Origin of the sequence: Pseudomonas sp. GD03903 (genome assembly GCF_029840045.1) — a bacterium.
In the GTDB taxonomy this organism is placed as follows: Bacteria; Pseudomonadota; Gammaproteobacteria; order Pseudomonadales; family Pseudomonadaceae; genus Pseudomonas; species Pseudomonas pseudonitroreducens.
Genome location: NZ_JAOCBT010000035.1, coordinates 20,655 through 41,471, shown reverse-complemented (window position 1 = coordinate 41,471; position 20,817 = coordinate 20,655). Strand labels below are relative to the sequence as shown.

At 64.6% G+C, this 20,817-nt stretch carries 17 protein-coding genes and 1 pseudogene; 15 read left to right on the top strand and 3 right to left on the bottom strand.

The genetic code is table 11. The features are described 5' to 3' along the window. Positions 1-178 precede the first annotated feature (178 nt). From N5C91_RS30695 to N5C91_RS30685, 3 genes are read left to right on the top strand one after another with little or no spacing between them, the layout of a single operon-like run. A complete protein-coding gene (locus tag N5C91_RS30695) occupies positions 179-835 on the top strand; it encodes a paraquat-inducible protein A (RefSeq protein ID WP_236172999.1) in 657 nt (218 codons plus the stop codon). Further along, the gene (locus N5C91_RS30690) at positions 822-1,442 is read left to right on the top strand and encodes a paraquat-inducible protein A (RefSeq protein WP_236199293.1); all 621 of its coding nucleotides are present in this window, start codon (positions 822-824) and stop codon (positions 1,440-1,442) included. Before N5C91_RS30695 ends, N5C91_RS30690 begins: the two co-directional genes overlap by 14 nt. Further along, complete coding sequence (locus N5C91_RS30685; protein WP_236199294.1) at positions 1,435-3,735, top strand: MlaD family protein; 2,301 nt, start codon at positions 1,435-1,437, stop codon at positions 3,733-3,735. The genes N5C91_RS30690 and N5C91_RS30685 overlap by 8 nt, the downstream gene beginning before the upstream one ends. A 273-nt stretch (positions 3,736-4,008) precedes the next feature. Here N5C91_RS30685 and mksF read toward each other — a convergent pair whose 3' ends face one another. The 3 genes from mksF to mksB are packed head-to-tail and all read right to left on the bottom strand — an operon-like array spanning position 4,009 to position 8,856. Further along, the gene (mksF, locus tag N5C91_RS30680; protein ID WP_236199295.1) at positions 4,009-6,843 is read right to left on the bottom strand and encodes an Mks condensin complex protein MksF; all 2,835 of its coding nucleotides are present in this window, start codon (positions 6,841-6,843) and stop codon (positions 4,009-4,011) included. Continuing rightward, positions 6,840-7,589 carry an Mks condensin complex protein MksE gene (gene mksE, locus N5C91_RS30675; RefSeq protein ID WP_236199296.1) on the bottom strand — a complete coding sequence of 250 codons (750 nt, stop codon included), beginning with the start codon at positions 7,587-7,589 and terminating at the stop codon, positions 6,840-6,842. The genes mksF and mksE overlap by 4 nt, the downstream gene beginning before the upstream one ends. Then, a complete protein-coding gene (mksB, locus tag N5C91_RS30670; protein ID WP_024766610.1) occupies positions 7,579-8,856 on the bottom strand; it encodes an Mks condensin complex protein MksB in 1,278 nt (425 codons plus the stop codon). Before mksB ends, mksE begins: the two co-directional genes overlap by 11 nt. Before the next feature lie 218 nt (positions 8,857-9,074). Between mksB and N5C91_RS30665 the strand changes: the two genes are divergently transcribed. From N5C91_RS30665 to N5C91_RS30610, 12 genes and pseudogenes are all read left to right on the top strand, one after another. Further along, positions 9,075-9,680, top strand: coding sequence for a hypothetical protein (locus tag N5C91_RS30665; protein ID WP_192292447.1), 606 nt, complete (start codon positions 9,075-9,077; stop codon positions 9,678-9,680). Positions 9,681-9,916: 236 nt separating this feature from the next. Beyond that, positions 9,917-10,999 (top strand): hypothetical protein, encoded by a 1,083-nt coding sequence (locus tag N5C91_RS30660; RefSeq protein ID WP_236199297.1) that lies wholly within the window; start codon positions 9,917-9,919, stop codon positions 10,997-10,999. Between the two features lies 1 nt (position 11,000). Continuing rightward, complete coding sequence (locus N5C91_RS30655; protein WP_236172993.1) at positions 11,001-12,569, top strand: hypothetical protein; 1,569 nt, start codon at positions 11,001-11,003, stop codon at positions 12,567-12,569. Positions 12,570-12,587: 18 nt separating this feature from the next. Beyond that, entirely contained in the window at positions 12,588-13,103 is a 516-nt protein-coding gene (locus N5C91_RS30650) for a DUF6160 family protein (protein WP_279834180.1), read from the top strand. A 114-nt stretch (positions 13,104-13,217) separates the two neighbouring features. After that, positions 13,218-14,045, top strand: a complete 828-nt coding sequence (locus N5C91_RS30645; RefSeq protein ID WP_279834179.1) for an energy transducer TonB — start codon at positions 13,218-13,220, stop codon at positions 14,043-14,045. Then, complete coding sequence (rimI, locus tag N5C91_RS30640) at positions 14,042-14,494, top strand: ribosomal protein S18-alanine N-acetyltransferase (protein WP_024766615.1); 453 nt, start codon at positions 14,042-14,044, stop codon at positions 14,492-14,494. The genes N5C91_RS30645 and rimI overlap by 4 nt, the downstream gene beginning before the upstream one ends. Positions 14,495-14,850: 356 nt before the next feature. Next, a complete protein-coding gene (locus N5C91_RS30635; RefSeq protein WP_279834186.1) occupies positions 14,851-16,320 on the top strand; it encodes a flavin monoamine oxidase family protein in 1,470 nt (489 codons plus the stop codon). Beyond that, positions 16,295-17,539: a C69 family dipeptidase gene (locus tag N5C91_RS30630; protein ID WP_279834176.1), complete on the top strand. Its 1,245-nt coding sequence runs from the start codon at positions 16,295-16,297 to the stop codon at positions 17,537-17,539. Before N5C91_RS30635 ends, N5C91_RS30630 begins: the two co-directional genes overlap by 26 nt. Positions 17,540-17,602: 63 nt before the next feature. Beyond that, on the top strand, positions 17,603-18,247 hold the full coding sequence (gene can / locus N5C91_RS30625; RefSeq protein WP_236172988.1) for a carbonate dehydratase: 645 nt from the start codon (positions 17,603-17,605) through the stop codon (positions 18,245-18,247). Further along, complete coding sequence (locus N5C91_RS30620; RefSeq protein ID WP_279834174.1) at positions 18,244-19,245, top strand: isocitrate/isopropylmalate dehydrogenase family protein; 1,002 nt, start codon at positions 18,244-18,246, stop codon at positions 19,243-19,245. The genes can and N5C91_RS30620 overlap by 4 nt, the downstream gene beginning before the upstream one ends. 86 nt (positions 19,246-19,331) lie before the next feature. After that, complete coding sequence (locus tag N5C91_RS30615; RefSeq protein ID WP_279834173.1) at positions 19,332-20,024, top strand: SOS response-associated peptidase; 693 nt, start codon at positions 19,332-19,334, stop codon at positions 20,022-20,024. Positions 20,025-20,073: 49 nt separating this feature from the next. Continuing rightward, positions 20,074-20,802: pseudogene (locus N5C91_RS30610) on the top strand (tyrosine-type recombinase/integrase); the annotation flags it as partial. Between the last annotated feature and the right edge of the window lie 15 nt (positions 20,803-20,817).

Genomic DNA, 20,817 nt, shown 5'->3' with positions numbered 1-20,817 from the left:
TTGCGCGGCAATAAAGTCCGGCAATTCTGAAGTTGCCGTATGCAGCCCAGGTATACGACAGGCATCGTGGAGAGCTGCGTCCCAGGCAGCTTTCTCCATGAAATTCGAGGCATTGATCGGGCACCGGAGACGCGGTTGCGTCGTCTACAATAGCTTCAAATTTTCCCTGAGTTCCTACATGCCCGACATTGAAGGAGATGCCTTGCGGGATCTGCCTCTGGAAGAGCTGATGGCTTGCCACGAGTGCGACCTGCTGATGCGTCGCGAGCCCGTTCCTCTCGGGCACCGTTCCGTATGCCCTCGCTGTGGATACGAGCTGGAAATCCACCGTCCGCACATGGTCCGTCGCGCACTGGCATTGGTGCTGACGGCCTTGATCCTGTACATCCCGGCCAACTTCCTGCCGATCATGCACATCACCATCCTGGGCCAGACCAGCATGGACACCGTCTGGAGCGGCGTCGTCGGTCTGTATCACTCGAACATGGCCGGCGTCGCCGCCCTGGTGTTCCTGTGCAGCATGGTGATCCCCCTGGCGAAGCTGCTTTGCCAGTTGTTCGTGCTGTTATCCATCCGCTACAAGGCGTTGCGTGAGCACGGCATGCTGCTGTTGCGCGGTTATCAGCACCTGCGTGAGTGGGGGATGCTCGAGGTTTATCTGATGGGCATTCTGGTTTCCATCGTCAAACTGATCGGCATGGCGGAGTTGCACGTCAGCATTGGCCTGGCCTGCTTCGTGGGCCTGCTGTTCACCCAGGTCTGGCTGGAGGTCACCATGTCCCACCATCAGGTCTGGGGCGAGCTTTCGGGGGAGTTCGACGATGCGAGCCATTGATGCGGGAATCGTGGTTTGTGGCGAATGCCACCAACTCAATCGCCGCGAAGAGGACGATGAAACCCATTGTCGCCGCTGCGGCGCAGTAGTGCATGAGCGCCGGCCCAACAGCATCATTCGGACCTGGGCGCTGCTCATCACTGCAGCAATCCTCTACATTCCCGCGAACCTGCTGCCGATCATGACGGTCAACTTCCTCGGCAACGGCATGCCGGCGACGATCATGGAAGGGGTGGTCGAGTTGATCAATGCGGACATGCTGCCCATCGCTGCCGTGGTGTTCATCGCCAGTATTCTGGTACCGACCTTCAAGCTCATCGGTATCGCCTTGCTGCTGTATTCGGTGCAGCGGCGACAGCCGCTTTCCGCCCTGCAACGCAACGTGATGTACCGCTTCATCGAGTGGATTGGCCGCTGGTCGATGCTCGACATCTTCGTCATCGCGATCCTGGTGACGTTGGTAAATTTCGGCAACCTGGCCAGTATCGAGGCGAACCTCGGCGCGGCCGCCTTTGCCTGTGTGGTGGTGCTCACCATGCTGGCTGCAGTGACTTTCGATCCCCGGCTGATCTGGGATAACACGGACGCGGAAAACGACGATGAGTGATCTCCCTACCCCCAAGATGCGCAAGACCACCAACTGGTCGGCAATCTGGATCCTGCCGCTGATCGCACTGGCGATCGGAGCCTGGCTGGCCTGGCGTGCCTACGACCAGGCGGGGATCATGATCAACATCCAGTTCGAGAGCGGTGAGGGTATCCAGGCCAACAAGACCGAGGTGATCTTCAAGGGCATCGGTGTCGGCAAGGTGGTCGACCTGCATGTCAACAAGCCGACCCTGGGCGTGACGGCGACCGTGGAGATGCGTAAGGAAGCAGCTGAGTACCTCAGCAAGGGCACGCGTTTCTGGCTGGTCAAACCGCGCGTTTCGATCGCTGGTGTCACCGGGCTGGAAACGCTGGTGTCGGGTAACTACATCGCCATCGATCCGGTAAAGGGGGAGCAGGAAAAGGACTTCGTCGCACTGAAGGAACCGCCACCGCTTTCCGATAGCCTGCCAGGTCTGCACCTGACCCTGAAGGCCGACCGCCTGGGCTCCCTGGAGCAGGGCAGCCCGATCTATTACCGGCAGATCCAGGTCGGGCAGGTGAAGAGCTATCAGTTGGCGGCGGACCAGAAGACCATCGAGGTCAAGGTTCACATCGAGCCGGCCTACGCCAACCTGGTGCGCAAGCACACGCGTTTCTGGAATGCCAGCGGCATCACCCTGTCCGGTAGCCTGAGCGGCCTCAAGCTGCGCACCGAGTCGCTTGCGAGCATCGCTGCCGGCGGTATCGCCTTCGCCACGCCGGAGAACTATCCGGACAGCCCGCCCACCGACCCGACCAAACCCTTCCGTCTGTATGAGGATTTCGATGCGGCCCAGGCCGGCCTCAGCGTCAAGGTGAAGGTCAGCGACGTCAGCGGCCTCACTCCCGGCAGCACTCCAGTGATGTACAACGGCGTGCAGGTCGGCACGGTGAAGAGCATCGATATGGACAAGGACTTCAACGGCGCCACTGCCACCCTGTCCATGGACCCGCGTACCGAGGAGTTCCTCAACAGCAAGACCGAGTTCTGGATGGTCAAGCCGAGTATTTCGCTGGCCGGTATCACCGGACTGGAAGCGCTGGTGAAGGGCAACTACCTCAACGTGCGCTTTGCCAGTGGCGGCGACCCGACCCGCGATTTTGTCATCCGGCCCAAAGCGCCGCCGCTGAATCTCGACTCACCGGGTCTGCATCTGGTGCTGACCACCGATCAACTGGGTTCGCTGGAAGTGGGTACTCCGATCCTCTACCGCCAGATGAAGGTGGGCAGTGTGCAGAGCTACCAGCTCTCCCGTCGTGACCCATCGCGGCTGATCATCGGCGCTCATATCGAGCCGGAGTACGCCAAGCTGGTGAACACCTCGTCGCGGTTCTGGAATATCAGCGGCGTCACCATCAGCGGTGGTCTGGACGGCATCAAGCTGAAGAGCGAGTCGCTGCAGACGCTGATCGCTGGCGGTATCGCCTTCGATACGCCCGACCCGAAGGCACCGCCGGTGACCAAGGTGCGCCGATTCGCCCTGTTCGATAGTGAAGAAGATGCGCATCTCAAGGGCCAACTGATCGACCTGCGTGCCGACTCGGCCGATGGCCTCAAGGAAGGTACGGTGCTGCGTTACAAGGGCCTCGAGGTCGGCCGTGTCGAGCAGGTCGAGTTGAGCAAGGACCTGCAGACAGTGCAGTTGAAGGCACGCCTGACTCGTGCGGCGGATCGTATCGCCCGCCAGGGTACGCGCTTCTGGGTGGTGGGGCCGCAAGTCGGGCTGGCCGGTGTCAGCAACCTGGGCACTATTGTCAGTGGGCAGTACATCGAGGTTCTGCCAGCTGCCAAGGCGGGGCAGGCGCAATCGAGTTTCAACCTGCTCGACGGCGAACCCAATCGACTGCTGGACGCTGACGGCCTGCGCCTGACGCTGAGTGCTGCCCGGCGCGGCTCGCTGAAGGCTGGTGTCCCTGTGACCTACCGCGAAGTACAGGTCGGCAAGGTGACCTCCTTTGAACTGGGCGAGACCGGTGACCGCGTGCTGATCCACATCCTCATCGAGCCGCGCTATGCGCCGCTGGTGCATACCGGCAGCCGCTTCTGGAACACCAGTGGCTTTGGCGTGGATGCCGGCCTGTTCAAGGGGGTGAAGGTGCGCACCGAATCGATGGAGACGATCCTTGCTGGTGGAGTGGCCTTTGCGACGCCGAACAACACCGACATGGGGCCACCGGCCAAGCCGGGGCAGACGTTCGCTCTGTTCGACGAGGCCAACGACGAGTGGCTGGACTGGGCGCCGAAGATTCCGCTGGGCAAGGCGAACTGAGCTAAGCCGCACAGAAAAGGGTCGCAGCAGCGGCCCTTTTCATTCCCTGGGGTTGGCGGAAGCGCGAGCAGCGTTTGCAGGATGGCGTGGAGCGCAGCGATACCCATCAGCATCGTCGTTCGGGGCGGCATGGCTATCGCAGGCCCCACCCATCCTGCGAAATGGGCTTCGGTGTCATGCGGTTCGCGAGCAAGCTCGCTTCTACAAGGGGGGCTCAGCTGGAAAGGAAAAAGCCCCGCATCGCGGGGCTTTTTCGTTAACGCTGCGAGAGCATCACGCCGGCTCGGCGCTGGCTTCCACGTCGTTGTGCGCAGCCTTTTCAGTGTCCCGGCGACGGATGTACTTCCAGTCTGCCTCGTCGATGTAGATGCCGTTGGGGCCGCTGCCGCCTTCCAGGTCGATGGCCACCTGCGCCGAGACCTGCGGCTTCACGCTCGCCAGGATCGGCACGAAGCCCAGCTGCAGGCTGGTCTCCAGCAGCGCCGACTGGTTGCGTTCGTCGATATCTGCCGCCTCGTCGAGGTAGTAGGGCAGACGCACGCGGCCGGCCTGCTCGCGGTCCATCAGGTGCAGCAACAGGTACATGTTGGTCAGCGCCTTGATGGTCATGGTGGTGCCGTTGGATGCCGCACCGTCGATGTCGGTGTGCATGATCGGCTGGCCGCCCATCTTGGTGATCTCGAACGCCAGCTCGAACAGGTCCTTCAGGCCCAGCTGGTTGTTGTTCGCTGCCACCAGGCGCGACAGGTAGTCCTTGGCTTCCTCGTTCTTCGCATCCTGCTCGGCGCTCTGGGTCAGGTCGAAGACGGAGAGGTTCTCGCCCTCTTCGTACTGGCCGGCGCTGTGGATGATCTGGTCGATGTGCTTGAGCGCGTCCTTGTTCGGCGCCAGCACGATGCGGAAGCTCTGCAGGTTCGACACCTGGCGTTTGTTGATCTCGCGGTTGAACAGCGCCAGCTGGTGTTCCAGGTTGTCGTAGTCGCTGCGGATGTTGCGCAGGGTCCGGGCGATGTCGGTGACGGCAGCACGGCGCGCCTTGGCCAGGGTCATGGCTTCGTCGGTGCGGTGCGCGTAGGCGTTGATCAGCAGTTGCAGGCGACGCTCGGGATCATCCTCGCTGTCGAACTTGGCCACGCCCTTGAGGCGCACCTGGGCGTACAGCGCTTCGATCTGGCCGTCCACGCGCTGCAGCGATTGCCAGGTGTCCTGGTAGTCGTTGAGCAACGGCAGCAGGTTATCCATGGAGTCGTCGACCGGGTCCATGAACGGGATGCCGAAGGGCAGGTTGGCCGGCAGCAACTGGCGGCGGCGCAGGGCGTCGTCGAGGGTGCGCTGCTTGGCTTCCATGTCGGCGAGCTGGCGACCGATCAGCTGCAGCTTGGCGGAGAGCTGTTGGACGCGTTCGGTGAAGGCGTCGGCGGAGCGCTTGAGTTCGTCCTGGGTGGCTTCCAACTGGGCGAGCTGCTCCAGCTTGGCGGGCTCTTCGGCGTTCAATGTCTGGCTGCGGCGGAAGTCTTCCAGCGCCTTTTGCGCATCGAGCACGTCCTGGTACAGCTTGTCCGCCTGGGCCTTGCTGGCATTGCGGTCGGCGGCGACGGCCTGCTGGGTCTTGAGCTGCTTGAGCTCCTTCTCCAGGCGTTCCTTCTGGTCGCGCAGCGCGGCGCGGTCGGCCAGCGCCTGCAGAGCCGGCGGCTCGATGGTGGAGATGTCGATGGAGAGGCCGGGCACTTCGAAGCGCTCGCCCTTGAAGGCATCGAGGATCTTCTCGACGCTGCCGACCCACTGTCCGGCTTCGTCGAGGTCCACACCCTTTTCGCCCAGCGGCAGGCTGAACAGCGCGCCGTTGAACAGGCGCATCAGACGCTCGACGTCCTGCTGGGAGAATTCTTCGCGCAGGCGGGCGTAGCTGTTGTTGTCGGCATGTTCGAGCTGCTGGCGAACGCCCTTCAGGCGTTTTTCCAGGTCACGCATGCGTTCTTCCAGGTCTTCGCTGGAGAACTGCCGGGAGTGCGCCAGGGCGCCGGCCAGTTCGTCGTGGGCGTCCTTGGCGGCGAGCAGTTGCTGCTCCAGTACCTTGACGTCGTCGACCAGTGCGAAGCGATTCTTCAGCACGGCGAGTTCGCCCATCCAGCGCTGGATCTCGCTGATCTCGCGCTCCAGGCGCATCAGCTCGGCGGTGCTGCCGCGCTGCTCGTTCTGCAGGCCGTCCTGCTCGCGCTTGTAGTGCTCGGCCTGGATGACCAGCTCTTCCTTGCGCGCCCCGGAGTAGTCTTCCCAGGTACCCAGCAGGTTATCCAGCAGCGGCGAGAGGCGGTGCATCTTGCCGCGCAGCAGTTCGCGCTGCTGCACGCCGTTGGCCAGGGCCTCGACCAGCGGGCCGGCGGCGACCAGGGCCTGGTAGTCACCCTCCATGCGACGTACGTCGCGGAAGGCTTCTTCGCAGGCGGCGATGTAGTCGACGCTGCCCGAACGCAGGCTGTGCTCGAAGGCATCGAGGAACAGCTGCTTGAGCTTGGCGGCGGTGATCTCGCGCATGTGCAGCAGGTTGATGAACAGCGAGCGGAAGGTCTTCAGGCTCTGTTCGCTGGTGCTGCGCAGCGGGATCAGGGTCAGGTCCAGCGGGATCGAGGTGTGGCCGCCAACCAGCAGGCGGCGCAGTTCGTCCGGCTTCAGCTCGTAGGACTTGATGCCTTCGCGCTCGAGGTTGGCGTACAGCTCGCGCAGGCGCAGGCAGGTGCCGTTCTTCTGGTAATGCTCCAGGTCCAGCTCGCCCTGGTAGGCGAAGAACTGGTGGCCGAAGCCGCCGCCCGGACCGCGGCCGCCGACGCCAATCACATGGCGGCCGTTGGGCAGGTCAAGTTCGATGAGGATGTAGCTGGTGTCGGTGGCGAAGTAGAACTTGCGCGAGGCTTCCAGGCTGTACTTGCCGAAGCTCATGTCGGACATGCGCGCGAGGATCGGGAACTGCAGCGCGTTGATCGACGCCGACTTGCCGAGGTTGTTCGCGCCGTACACCGACAGCGGCTGCTCCAGCGGGAAGATGCCGAGGCTGTAGCCGGCGGTGTTGAGCAGGGCGAAGCGGCGGATGCCGTAGCGTTCCTGGGTCATGCCTGGGCCTCCTGTTCTTCGGCGATGGCGCGGGCGAGGGCGTCTTCTTCGCTCTCTTCTGCCGCGACGGCAGCGGGTTCGTCGATCACCACGATGGCGTCTTCGCTGTCTTCCAGCGGTTCGCTGGCGTAGGACTCGAGGATCACTACCGGCTCATCGTCTTCTTCCATCAGCGCGGGCGCGGTGAACTGCATTTCGCTGGCGTGCAGGTTGCTGGCCAGGTCGCGGTCCTGCTGGACCGACAGGCAGACGTCGAGGAAGCGGTGGATCGGCGGCAGGAAGCGGTACACGCCATTGTCCTCGGCGGCGAAGCCGAGCTGGGTGAGGCGGCGCATGACCTTCTCTTCCAGTTCTTCCTGGGTGGTCACTTCGGCCTGCAGGAACAGGTCGCGGTACTTCTCCAGCAGCGGCGGCAACTCGTCGCGGCCGATGCTGCCGCCGTCGAGCACGGCCAGCGGGTCGCGGCCCTGGTCAGCGAGGTGCTCGACCAGTATGAAGGTGAACAGTGCCAGGCGCTGGGCAGTCTTGTTCACCTGGGCGCCGGTCTGCTCGGGGACGAAGTAGTAGAAGCCGCGGGTATCGCAGACCAGTTCGTAGCCCAGGCTGCGGAACAGCGCGCGGTAGGCGTCCTGCTGGTTGGACAGCTGGCTGTACAGCTCCGGGTCGCGGCGGCTGATGTGGAAGCCCTTGAAGAGCTCGCGGAAGATCGGCGCGAGCTGGGTCATTTCGGTGAGATTAATCTGCATGCGATTCGCTCTTGCTGTCCTTGCCAGCGGTCGGGCCGGCGATCAGGGCGAAGGAGCACAGGCTGACGCTGTGCTGGAGAGTGTCGTATTGGGCTCGCTCGAGGCGGTCGCGCTGGAAGCGGGCATCGCGTGACAGGCGCGAGAACCAGTAGAGCAGTTCGTCGGTGGCGCCTTCGGGCTCCTGCTCCAGCAGCCATTGCATGAGGTCCGGCAGGGGCAGGGCGGCCTGGCAGCGGTCGAGCATTTCCCGCGCGGTGCGTGGCGAGCGCTGCGGGCCGTCGCTCTTGCGATTGCCGCTGGCCTTGGGGAAATGCGCAGGCTTGGGCTGGAAGTTGGCGAGGGCGAAGACGTAGCTCTCGACCTGCGATGCGGTGCCGAGGAAGTTGCTCTGCGGCCGGGTGAACATCGGCATGGCGGCCTGCGGCACGGCGTCGATGCCCTTGCGACGGATGACCGACAGCGCCAGGGCGGCGCCGCGGGTGATCGCGTTGTGCCGGCGCGCTTCCTCGCGCAGCGGCAGCAGCAGTTCGCGGGCGCGGCGCAGGGTGAGCTGGGCGGTGGTCTGCATTTCCAGGATGCGCGCGTGGGTGCGCAGCAACTGGTCGTCGTCGACCAATTGGCCGAGACGCGCCTGTTCGCTGAGCAGGCGCAGCAGCACCTGTTCCACGCGGTGCACACCCTGTTCGAAGGCGCCGTCGGCGGAAACCAGCTGGATCATCGGCTCGACGTATTCGTCCCAGGTCGCCAGGACTTCCGCGTAGCGCTGGCGCAGCGGAATCTGCCGGTCCTGGGTCTTCGCCCGATCGGCCACGGCGACCAGCGCCTGCTCGTCGTTGGCGAGTTTCTTCAGCACGTCGCGTACGCGCATGTCGAGCAGGCGCAGCTGTCGGGCCAGGTCGTTGCCGTCGCGGGCCTCGAAAGCTTCGCGGATGTAGCCGGCGAGGCGTTCCAGGTGGCGCAGGTAGGCTTCGATCTCCAGGCACAGGCCCAGGCGGTGTTCCTGGCGCAGGTAGGCGAGGAAGTCGTGGATCTGCGCGTTCAGCTCGAAGCGGTTGGGGCTCTTGGCCACCGGGACGAGGATATCCAGGCGCACCCACTGGTCGAGCAGGGCGGTGATGTCCACCGGGGTGCTGTCGGGCAACTGGCTGGTGAGCTGGATGCGCAGCTCCACCAGGCTCAGGGTGCCGGCGTCGAAGCGCTCGCACAGCGGTTCGAGCAGCACCCAGTGTTCAGCGAGGGCGCGTAGTACGCGTCGTGGGTCGATCATCGGCTTGGTTGGGCCCGGAATGAACAAAGGGAGCGATTGTACTGCAAAGGTCTACCCCTGGCCGACAGGGTGACGAAACGCGTCAGATTGCGACGGCACGAGCAGCGTCCGTGTGACGCATCTCACGGAAAATCAGGGCTAAATGGCTGAATTTTCTGGCAAGTTTTTTGCCAAAGTCTTTATTCAGAGACCTAGAAATCAGAGTCTGATCAGCGCAGATGACCTACGACGCCGCACTCGCCAAAGCCCGTTGGGCCGAACTGGAACGCCAGAACGACCTCGACTGGGACCTGGATGCGATCACCGATCGCAACGAAGCCATTGCTTTCCTGCAACGCTTCGAGAATCGCTTGTGCATCTATTCGTCGTATGTCGAGAAGCTGTACAGCAATTACAGCTTCGTGATTCCGGAGAGCCAGGAGGGCGGCATTACCATCCTGCCGGACGAGCAGGCCTGGTTCGACACCTTCCATGACATCCCCGGCGATGCGGTGGAGCCCACCGGCATCCACATCCTGCCCGGCGAGACCATGGGCTACAGCGGGCTGTACCTGAAGATTCCCGGCGAGCACCGACTGGTCGCCTCGCGGGAGTTGCCCTTCCAGGATGGCCTGAAGCTGCTGATCAACCGTTACCGCATGCGCGGGGACATCTTCCTGCCGGTGCTGGTGAAGGGCGACTTGCGCGAGTACGAGGCACGCATGCCGTCGCTGCACCTGCACCGCCTGAACATCGCCAAGCTGCAGGCTCATTCGCGGCTCAACCTCGATGCCATCAAGGGAGCGATCGCCGAGCACCTGATCGGCCTTTTCCGTCATCAGTGAGCCTTTCGCTGCGACAGGCTGTCACCCGGGTGTGACGATGGGTAACAACCCGGCCCGGACATTCCTTTCCTCTTCTATCGTTTGCAGCGATTTACTCGACTATGGGTCGGCCCGCCGTGGCGGGTGAGTTCCTATAGTGGCATCACGGCGCCGAGTCTCGCCCTGTTCCACGAGCCGATACGCCCGACGAATAACAACAGGCACCCGCCAAAAGGGGGCCAGGAAAGGAGAGTGCCATGCGTCAGTCCTCCGGTCCGCTCATGCGTGCCCTTGCCTTGCTCTGCGGCGGCCTGCTGGCCTTTTCCGCCCAGGCGCGCATGCAGTCGATGGACGATGAAGAGCTGTCCGCCATCTCCGGTCAGGGTGCGATGCTCACCGTCGACGCCTCCACCTACCAGAACTACCAGTACACCCGGCTGAACTTCGGCGCCGACGTCAGCCTGCTGACCAATATCGACCAGTTGAGCCTGGGCAACTACAGCCGCACGGGCTCGACCACCGTCTCCGGCCAGCCGGCGGATATCCTGATCAACAACTTCGCCCTGGGCCGGGTGGACAACGCCAACTCCCCCGATGCCAAGGTGGTGCCGTTCCAGATCCGTGACCCCTACGTCGAGTTCGCCTTCCAGACCAACAACGGGGTGCGTCAACTGGTGGGCGCACGGGTCGGCTTCGGCAAGGCGCAAGGCGATCTTTCCGGCGACATCCTGTCGATCACCGGCAACCTGCAGGGGCAGATCTACGGCCCGGCCTCCATTGCCTACGACTACTACACCCGCAATGGTTGCCCGAACATCATCAACTGCCTTGCCCTGGCGGTAGCCGGCGACACCCCGGTATACGCCGACGTGGTGCTGCTCAAGCGCGGTACCGGCGAGGCCACCATCAACGGCCAGCCGATCAACCGCGCCGAGCAGATCGGCATTGCCAAGGGCGACTCGCTGCATTCGGATGCCGGCGGCCTGATCGCCTCGTTGATCCCGACCCTGTCGACCACCAGCAACTGCCAGGCGCTGGGCCTGACCACCTGCTTCGACCTGACCAACTACAAGACCATCTACATCGGCAAGCCGGGCTCCACCGATATCAACACCGGCGCCCAGGGCATCTTCTTCTCCCTGCAGAACCAGAACGTGCCCTGGCAGGACCTGGCCAACGCCGGCAACTTCGTCAACACCCAGTCCGGCGCCTTCGCCAACTTCCCGAAGGTCGGCAGCGGCGCGGACGCCGTCTACCCGATCCTGATCAACCTCTACGACGCCCTGCGCGGCCTGCCCCGGCAGTCCACCTGCATGGGTGCGCAAGCGGCGGGTTGCTGAGATGAGCTGGCGCGCGGCGCTACTCGCCTGCCTGGCCGGTTGCCTGGTGAGCCTGCCGGCACTGGGCATGAAGGCCCTGGATGACGACCAACTGGAAGAAGTCAGCGGGGCGGGACTGGGCTTCTTCATCGATGGCTTCAGCTACGACCAGGCGAGCGCTACCTCGAAGATCACCGGGGTGAAGAACAGTGCCAACCAGGACGTGCAGGTGGACATTACTGGCGCCTACATCAAGGGCGCTGGCAGCCAGCGCGGTACCCTGGATACCAAGGCCTACCTGGGTACGCCGATGCACGCCTTCACCCTCGGCCCGGTGAAGTACAAGGCGGGGCTGAACATTCCCGCCAGCCAGGAAGCGCTGCAACTGATGACGCCGACCTGGACCGACCCGATCAACGATACCCACAAGTTCGGCCTGTGGTCGTACTACCAGGGCTGCCTGTATGGCGACGCCGGTTGCACCAACCCGGCCCAGGCGACGAACAAGATCAACGCCGAACTGAGCGCACTGAAGACCCAGCGCGACACGCTGCTGACCACCTACTCGAACAACATGGTGACGCTCAAGAGTGGCATCGATGCCGACATGGTGGTGGTCAACCAGCGCGAGGCGCAGGTGGACACGGCGCAAGCCACGCAGAAGACCAACTACAACAGCATGAACACCCGCTATAACGCCGCTCCCACGCAGGTCTGCGGACTGTGGTGCGTGGACCGTCCGGCGCTGGGGACCAAATACGATTGCGGCATCCTCGCCGCCTGTAACAACAACACCGCGGTGAAGAACTACAACGCCTCGGTGGATACCTACAACACCAGCACCGGCGACCTCACCACCGCGCAGCAGAACCTCAGCGCCGCCTGGTCGGTCAGCCGCAACGGCGTGACCTTGAGCCAGCGCGCCAGCGACTACGACAAGTTCGTCCAGCTCTGCGGTGCGCAAGGCGGCAGCGCCACCACCTGCGTCAGCGGCACCATCACCCGCACCGAGAAGAATGTGTCCACGGTGCAATTGGTGGCCGGCGCCATGCAGAACTCTTCCGGCACCCGCATCCAGGGCCTGGATATCGGCATCGCCACCAAGTTCACCCTGCCCAGCACTGCGTACAACAGCAACGGCAGTGCTGGCGCCACCACCACTCGCACCGATTTCTTCTCCATCGCCCTGGAGAACTTTACCCTCAACGGCTCGTACCTCAACCTGTGGGGCGACGCCGCTGGCCTGAAGGCCTCCATGAGCCTGCAGATGTATGCCGACAAGTTGATCATCGCCGGCTGCGAGAATTGCGCCGACAGCAACAAGGTGGTGGCCAAGAACGTCTACTTCGACCTCAACCTGGGCGACGCCAACTACCAGCCGGCGACGCTCTCGGTGGCCAGCAACGGCGACCTGATGCTCAGCGCGCCGGGCGTCACCTGGGCCAATCACGAGGCCTTCTACCAGAACGTGCAGAAGAGCAATATCAGCATCGGCAACCTGAACATCAGCGGCACCGACGTTGGTTCCCAGGCCATTCGCGGCCTGCGTATCGATTACCTGAACGTCCGTACCGTTAACCTGCCGCGCTAGCGCATGAGGAGACTCGCCGTGAAAATCGCACGCCTCTCGAGCCGACTCCTGGTCCCTCTGTTCCTGCTGGCCGCTGGCGTCGCCCACGCTGAGATGCGCGGCCTGGACGACAGCGAAATGGCCGACGTCAGCGGCCAGGATGGTGTCAGCCTGAGCGTCAACTTCAACCTTGCCGCCAACACCGCCGATACCCGCTGCACTGGCGGCTGTGGTGCGCGGTTGGCGATCCAGCCGCTCAATAGCACCGGCTACATCGTGCTGGACAACATCAAGGGCACCTTCAGCTTCGACGGCATGTCCATCGATATGGTGACCATCAACAACGGCTTCAACGGCGACGGCGCGCTGTTCAACCGCCAGGCCATGAAGATCGGCCTGACCAATGCCAGCGCCAGCAACCTGCAGTTCACCCTGGGCGGTGCCAACCAGGGCAAGGTTTCCGGCAGTGGCCTGCAACAGACCAACCTGCTCACCTACCAGGCCACCGGCGCGGTCAAGCTCACCGGCAACATCTACGTCTTCGGTACTCCATAAGCGAAACGGCGGGCTCTCCGCCCGCTGGCCTTTCCCCCCGGCGCGTTTCACGCGACAATCCCGCCTCGTCGTGTCGGCCTGCCCGCGCAGGTACCACCCACAGGTAAACGCCCCTTGATCGAAGAAGCCCGTCGCCGCGCCTACCTTGGCGCCATGCAGGTCGCCAGCTGGCTGCCGCGCGTGGTGCTGCCGTTCGCCGCTCCTTCGCGCCCGGAGCTGCTGGAGCCCCCCGCGCCCATCGTCGCCCAGCCCTCGGTTGCGGCACCTGTCGCCGTGGCCCGCGAGGCCGCCGCTGCAGTCGCTGCGCCGGCGCCGGTCGCGGCCGGCGAGCCCGGCTCGATCGCCGCGCGCCTGCTGCCCAAGGTCGCAGCCCCGGCCAAGCCGGCTGTTGCAGTCAAGGCCGAAGAGCCGACCGAGGCGGAGGCCGAACCGGCTGTCCGCGCACCGATTGCGCCGCCGCCGCGCTTTGCCCTGCAATTGCTGCGCGCCGGCGAATGCACCCTCCTGGTCGAACTGCCCACTGGCGAGCCGCTGGCCAGCCGTGATCCGGCCTATCTGTTGCTCAAGGACCTGCTGCGCGCTGCCGGCCTGCCGGACAGCCCGCAACTGATGGGCGAGCCGGTACGCTGGCCGCTGTTCTCCCGCGGCAACATGGACCAGGGCCCGCAGGCCGCCCGCGAGTTCGTCCAGGGCTTCGTTGCTGCGCGGCTGGAGGAGGGCGCTCCATGTGCCTGCCTGTGGCTGGTCGGCATGCCTGCCGTGCGTTTTGCCGGCGAGGGCGACGAAGAATCCCTGCTGCGCGAGCTGCAGGTCGAAGGCCTGGGCGTAGCCTGGGCGCTGCCGGGCCTGGAGCGCCTGGCCGAAGAACCCACTTTGAAAGCCGACCTCTGGCGCGCCATGCGCCGCGTACGGCAACGCTGGATGAGTCAGATACCTGCATGAGTGATGCCGTTTCTTTCCGCCCGATGACCGAGGCGGACCTCGATGCCGTACTCAAGATCGAATACGCCGCCTTCAGCCACCCCTGGACGCGCGGCACCTTCGCCGACGGCCTGAAAAGCTACGAATGCTGGGTAATGTTCGAAGGCAGCCAGCAGGTCGGCCACGGCGTGATCCAGTTGATCCTCGATGAGGCGCATCTGCTCAACATCACCGTCAAGCCGGAAAGCCAGGGCCGTGGGCTTGGGCTGGCGCTGCTGGAGCACTTGATGAAGCGCGCCCACGAGCGAGGCGGGGTGGAGTGCTTCCTCGAAGTCCGCGCCTCCAACGGGCCCGCCTATCGCCTCTACGAGCGCTACGGCTTCAACGAAATCGGCCGCCGCCGAGATTACTACCCCGCCGTCGGTGGGCGGGAAGACGCGCTGGTGATGGCCTGCACGCTGGTCGACTGAGCACCCACCACGCGTGCTTCTTCGCACTGACCAGGAAGTAGGATGGTGTGGAGCGAAGCGATACCCATCAATCGGTGCGTCTGCGACATGGGTATCGCTCCGCTCCACCCATCCTGCGAGAACTTCCCCTGCCCCCCCGCGACCCCACACGCCGGAATCCAGGCGTGCGTGGGAGCAGACTCTGTCAGCGATCGCTTCCCAGCCGCGCCATCCTCGCCCACTTTTGTAGGAGCGAGCTTGCTCGCGAACCTTCGCCCTCACCAGTTCGTCGCCCTCTCCCAACGCCCTTCACCAACCCCTCCTCGCGATAGCCCACCCTAGAGCCCTCTACACGCCACCCCCCGCAAAGCCCGGAAATTTCTCATCATTCGAGTTTTTCCTACGCCCATTCCTGTCTTACCCTTACCCCCAATAACAACAAGAAAAAGGTCGCAAACATGAATCGCAGCGATGTGATCGTGGTGGGCGCCGGTATATCGGGGCTGACCGCGGCCTGGCGTCTGGCGCAAGCAGGGCGGCGGGTCAAAGTGATCGAGGCCAACAAGCGGGTCGGAGGGCGAACGCTCAATCATCGTTTCGCCAGCGGCGAAGTGGTCGAGGTGGGCGGGCAGTGGGTCGGCCCGACCCAGGAGCGCATTCTCTCCCTGCTGGCAGAACTTGGCCTGGCGACTTACCCGCAATGGAACCAGGGCGACAACCTCACTTTTTTCGGTGGGCGGCTCAGACCGTATCGCGGCACCATCCCGAAGTTTCCTCCCCACGTCCTCCTTGATGTCCTTCAGGCTCACGTCCGTCTGGACCGCATGGCGCGGGAAATCCCCCTGGGCGACCCCAGCCTGCACCCCAAGGCGCCGCAGTGGGACAGCCTGACCTTCGCCGAATGGCTGCGGCGCAACGTGCGCACCTCCACCGGGCGCAAGGTCTTCGAACTGATGTGCGGTGCTGTGTTCGCCGCCAGCCCCCATGACCTTTCGTTCCTCCATGTCCTCTTCTATATCCACGGCGGCACCAATCTCGACACCGTGCTCGGGGTTGACGGTGGGGCCCAGCAGGACCGCATCCTGGGTGGCTCGCAGCGCATCAGCGAAGCCCTGGCCGAGCGCCTGGGCGACGTCCACCTCGGCGAGCCGGTGCGCGCCGTGCGCCAGGACGGCAGCACTGTCGAGCTGATGACCGACCGCGGCACGCACCAGGCCAGCCACGTCATCTTCGCCATTCCGCCGACCCAACTACTGCGTATTACCCAGGAGCCCTTGCTGCCCAGCTGGCGCGACCAGTTGCTGCAGCGTCTGCCCCAGGGAGCGGTGATCAAGTGCATGGCGCTCTACGACAAGCCCTTCTGGCGCGACCGGAACCTCTCCGGCCAGGCCACCAGTGAAACCGGCCCGGTGCGCCTGACCTTCGACAACAGCGTCCCCGACTCCGGGCGTGGCGTGCTGCTGGGCTTCATCGAAGGCGATGAGGCGCGTCAGTGGAACGCCCGGCCCAGCGGCGACCGCCGTGGCCAGGTGCTGGACTGTTTCGCCCGCTACTTCGGCGAGCAGGCGCTGCAGCCGGTGGACTATGTGGACAAATCCTGGGCCGAGGAACCCTTCGCCCGAGGCTGCTATGCCGCGCTGTTCCCGCCGGGACTGTGGAGCAGCGGCGCAGCGCGCCTACGCGAACCCTACGGGCGTTTGCACTTCGCCGGCACAGAAACGGCGACGCGCTGGATGGGCTATTTCGACGGGGCCGTGGAGGCCGGGGAGCGCGCAGCGCGGGAAGTGCTCGGCGCGCGGGAAGATCACGGGGAGGAAGACTATGTGCGACACCTTGGTATTGCGTAGCGGCGGGGCCACCTGGTTCGCCAAGAACAGCGACCGTGAACCCGCCGAAGCGCAACGCCTGATCCGCCTGCCCGCCGTCAGCGGCGACAGTGCGGCCACGGTGCGCACCAGCTACCTGCAGATCCCCCAGAGCGCCAACCGCCATGGCGTCATCCTCAGCCAGCCGGCCTGGCTGTGGGGCGCCGAGATGGGCGTCAACGACAAGGGCGTGGCCATCGGCAATGAAGCCGTGTTCACCCGGCTGACCCAGCGCGACGGCGAAGCCCTGCTCGGCATGGACCTGCTGCGCCTGGGGCTGGAGCGCGGCGGCAGTGCCCGCGAGGCCCTGGCCGTCATCACCGAGCTGCTGGAGCGCCACGGCCAGGGCGGCCCGGCCGGTTACCGCAACAAGCGCATGCGCTACGACAACAGCTATCTGATTGCCGATCGCGACGAAGCCTGGGTACTGGAAACCGCCGGGCGCCTGTGGGCGGCGAAGAAGGTCGAGCGCTGGGCCATCTCCAACGCCCTGAGCCTTGGCCACGAATACGACCTGGCCAGCGCCAACCTGGAAACCCAGGCGCGCCGCTTCGGCTGCTGGAACGGTCGCGGCGACTTTCACTTTGCCCGCGCCTTCGATGGTCGCGTGCTGCCCTGGGTGGCTGGCGCCCATCAGCGCCGGCAGCTCAACGAAGACTTCCTCGCCCACTGCCCGACCCAGGTCGACTGGCTGGCGCTGGTCGTCGCCCTGCGCAGCCACGGCCACCGCGGGCATCGCTTCAACCTGCACGACAATCGGCAGATCTGCCTGCATGCCGGCAGCTTCTGGCGTCCTTTGCAGACCACCGGGAGCCTCATCGCCCGGCTCGACGGGGCGTCCCCGCGCTTGGCCGCCACCGCCACCTCCTCGCCATGCCTGTCGATGTTCCAGCCGCTGGGCTTCGAGGAGCGCGCCGGGGAAGGCTTGCTCAGCCGCGAAACCGACGCGGTGGAAGACTCGCTCTGGTGGCGCTTTGAAACCGTGCACCAGCGCGCCCTGGCCGATCCCGGCTTCGCCGACGCCCTGCGCGCCGGCCACGGCTGGCTGGAAACCGAGTTGCTCAGCGCCCTGGATCGGCGCACGCTGGATTGGCCACGCCTCGCCGCGGAAGGCCAGGCCTGGCACGACGCCTGGCACCAACTGGCGCAGCAGCAGGCGCCACGGCTGCCGCGCTGGTGGCGAATGAACGCTGTGCGCTGATGCGGCTTGTCAGCCACGCCCGTGCTGCGTAAGGTGCCGCCAGCCAATGATGAGGAGCCGGACATGAGCGATCTGCAGGAACTGTTCGACAACAATGCCCGCTGGGCCGAAGCCATCAAGCAGGAAGACCCCGAGTTCTTCGCCAAACTGGCCCGCCAGCAGACGCCCGAATACCTGTGGATCGGTTGTTCCGATGCACGCGTGCCGTCCAACCAGATCGTCGGCCTGCTGCCCGGCGACCTGTTCGTCCACCGCAACGTCGCCAACGTCGTGCTGCACACCGACCTCAACTGCCTGTCGGTCATCCAGTTCGCCGTCGATGTGCTCAAGGTGAAGCACATCCTGGTCACCGGTCATTATGGCTGCGGAGGTGTACGCGCCGCGCTGCACCATAGCCAACTCGGCCTGATCGACGGCTGGCTGCGCACCATCCGCGACCTCGCCTACGAGTACCGCGACCATCTTGCCCAGTTCGAAAAGGAAGAAGAGCGCGTCGATCGTCTCTGCGAGCTCAACGTCATCCAGCAGGTGGCCAACGTCAGCCACACCAGCATCGTCCAGAACGCCTGGCATCGTGGTCAGAAGCTTTCCGTGCACGGTTGCATCTACGGCATCAAGGACGGTATCTGGAAGGACCTCAGTGTGACCGTCAGCGGCCTCGACCAGTTGCCTCCGCAGTACCGCCTGCGCCCGCTCGGCCAGTCTTGAGCCGACGCCTGTGCGTCATTCCCGGTGACGGTATCGGTCGCGAGGTCGTGCCCGTCGCCGTGGAAGTCCTGCGACGCCTGCTGCCTGGCCTGCAGGTAGAAGAAGCCGAAGCCGGCTGGGACTGCTTCCAGCACCACGGCACCTCCGTTCCCGAGTCCACCTACGAACGCCTGCGCACTTGCGGCGCCGGGTTGTTCGGTGCCGTCTCCTCGCCCAGCCACAAGGTCGAAGGCTACCGCAGCGCCATCCTCAGCCTGCGCCAGACGCTGGAACTGAACCTCAATCTACGCCCCGTGCGCTCGCGCCCGGTGGTCTCGCCGCGCGCCGGGATCGACTTGCTGGTGCTGCGGGAGAACAGCGAAGGCCTCTACAGCGGCCGCGAACACTGGGAGGCCGAGGGCGTCGCCGTCGCCGAAAGAGTGATCAGCCGCGCCGCCTGCGAACGTCTCGGCGCAGGTGCCGCCGAACTGACCCGTCTGCGCCACGCCCGGCGCATCACACTCGTACACAAGGCCAACGTCCTGCCGCTCACCTGCGGCCTGTTCCGCGACACCTGCCGCGACCTGCTCGCCGAAGACGGCTGGAGCGATGTGCTCGACGAACGCCTGGTCGACGTGGCCGCCCTGCAACTGGTCGAGCACCCGGAGGCCTTCGACCTCATTGTCACCACCAACCTCTTCGGCGACATCCTCTCCGACCTCGCCAGCCACTGGGGCGGCGGCCTGGGCCTCGCACCCTCGCTCAATCTCGGCGCCAACATCGCCCTCGCCGAGCCCGTCCACGGCAGCGCCCCGGACATCGCCGGCAGCGGCCGCGCCAACCCGCTCGCGGCCATTCTCAGTGCCGGCATGCTGCTGCGGCATTACTGGCAGTTGCCGGAGTTGGCCGATCGCATCGATGACGCGGTGGATGCTTTCCTGCGGGAGGAGGGGGGTGTGGACTTCGGTAGGGAGACCACCCAGGTGATAGGGCAGGGCGTATTGCAGCGGCTGGAATGACTGGCCGACCTCGCCGGTCGCCATGATGTCCGCCGGCTACCGCCGGGAACTACGCTGAAAGCACCACTCTCCCCAAGGTGCCCGGCATGTGCGGACGCTACGTCAGCCCCGAAGAGGCCGCCATCGAACGCTACTGGCACATCGGCGCGCGCACACCACCGCGCTGGTTGGAGGCCTGCTACAACGTCGCTCCGACCATGACCGTGCCGATCCTGCGCCACGACCAAAGCGGCCAGCTCGAACTGTTGCCTGCGCGCTGGGGCCTGATCCCCACCTGGTGGAAGGACTCCACTCCGCCACGCTTCTCCTTCAATGCCCGCAGCGAAGAGGCCGCCGGCAAACCCCTCTGGCGACAGGCCCTGCGCAACGCACGCTGCCTGATGCCCGCCCTGGGCTGGTACGAGTGGAATGAGAGGGAAACCCTGCACAACGCTGCTGGCCGCCAGGTCCACCAGCCGTACTTCATCCATTGCCTGACCGACCCGGTCATTGCCATCGCTGGGCTTTGGTCACTGTGGATAAAACCCAACGACGAGCCCGTCCTGTCTTGCGCACTGCTGACGCGATCCGTTGGGCCCAGCATCGAACATATCCATCACCGCATGCCCGTGGTGCTGGCGCCGGAGAGTTTCGAGGAGTGGCTATCCACTTCCACACCCAGCGAAGCACTGCAGGAGCTGATCCATCATGCGCGGGAGGACTTTACGGGTTATCGAGTGTCGTTACGAGTGAATGACGCGCGGAACGATTCCGTGGAGCTGATCGACGATGCTGATTGAGCAGCGCTGGACTGATACCTGGGGAAAAGCGAAATTGGTCGTGCCGTGCCTCGGCGCTCCATAGGCTATCGATTTCGATTGGCTCGCCTGGGCACGCCCTCGGTAACGCCGTCTGACTGAGGTGAAGCCGGAGACGGTCAACCACGAACAGCGCTACCTGTCGGCCCTCTTCTCCGAGCTGATCCGCCTCGGCTCCTGGCACAAGGCAAACCCGCTGGCCAATGTCCGGCAGATCAAGACCGATCAGGTCGAACTGACATTCCTCACCCTGGATCAGGTCGCCCAGCTCCTCGAGGAGTGCAAGGCCAGCATGAACAACCACACATACCCGGTCGCTCTCCTGTGTCTCGCTACAGGTGCCCGCTGGGAAGAGGCCGAGAGCATCGCCCGTGGGGCCGTGCATGGGGGTAAGGTCCACTACCACCGGACCAAGAACCGTCAGAGTCGCTCAGTGCCGATCCCGGCTGAGCTGGAGCAACTGATGTTCAAGGTGGGCATGCCGGGAACTGGCCGCCTGTTCATGTCGTGCCGCGCCGCCTTCCGTTGCGCCTACGAGCGCTGTGGATTCCAAACGCCGGGGCAACTGACCCACATCCTCCGCCACACCTTCGCGAGCCATTACATGATGGGAGGAGGGGACATCCTCACGCTTCAGCGGATCCTGGGGCATTCGTCGATCACGATGACGATGAGGTATGCGCACCTGTCGCCAGAGCATTTGGAGTCGGCGCTGCGGTTATCGCCTTTAACCCAGGCAGGCCTTTTAAACGAGCAGTGAGCATTCTTGCCTTGT

What these genes read in the sequence shown, in the direction of transcription:
- N5C91_RS30695 (WP_236172999.1), top strand. Translation starts at nt 179, where the DNA reads ATGCCCGACATTGAAGGAGATGCCTTGCGGGATCTGCCTCTGGAAGAG.
- N5C91_RS30690 (WP_236199293.1), top strand. Translation starts at nt 822, where the DNA reads ATGCGAGCCATTGATGCGGGAATCGTGGTTTGTGGCGAATGCCACCAA.
- N5C91_RS30685 (WP_236199294.1), top strand. Translation starts at nt 1,435, where the DNA reads ATGAGTGATCTCCCTACCCCCAAGATGCGCAAGACCACCAACTGGTCG.
- mksF (WP_236199295.1), bottom strand. Translation starts at nt 6,843, where the DNA reads ATGACCCAGGAACGCTACGGCATCCGCCGCTTCGCCCTGCTCAACACC.
- mksE (WP_236199296.1), bottom strand. Translation starts at nt 7,589, where the DNA reads ATGCAGATTAATCTCACCGAAATGACCCAGCTCGCGCCGATCTTCCGC.
- mksB (WP_024766610.1), bottom strand. Translation starts at nt 8,856, where the DNA reads ATGATCGACCCACGACGCGTACTACGCGCCCTCGCTGAACACTGGGTG.
- N5C91_RS30665 (WP_192292447.1), top strand. Translation starts at nt 9,075, where the DNA reads ATGACCTACGACGCCGCACTCGCCAAAGCCCGTTGGGCCGAACTGGAA.
- N5C91_RS30660 (WP_236199297.1), top strand. Translation starts at nt 9,917, where the DNA reads ATGCGTCAGTCCTCCGGTCCGCTCATGCGTGCCCTTGCCTTGCTCTGC.
- N5C91_RS30655 (WP_236172993.1), top strand. Translation starts at nt 11,001, where the DNA reads ATGAGCTGGCGCGCGGCGCTACTCGCCTGCCTGGCCGGTTGCCTGGTG.
- rimI (WP_024766615.1), top strand. Translation starts at nt 14,042, where the DNA reads ATGAGTGATGCCGTTTCTTTCCGCCCGATGACCGAGGCGGACCTCGAT.
- N5C91_RS30630 (WP_279834176.1), top strand. Translation starts at nt 16,295, where the DNA reads ATGTGCGACACCTTGGTATTGCGTAGCGGCGGGGCCACCTGGTTCGCC.
- can (WP_236172988.1), top strand. Translation starts at nt 17,603, where the DNA reads ATGAGCGATCTGCAGGAACTGTTCGACAACAATGCCCGCTGGGCCGAA.
- N5C91_RS30615 (WP_279834173.1), top strand. Translation starts at nt 19,332, where the DNA reads ATGTGCGGACGCTACGTCAGCCCCGAAGAGGCCGCCATCGAACGCTAC.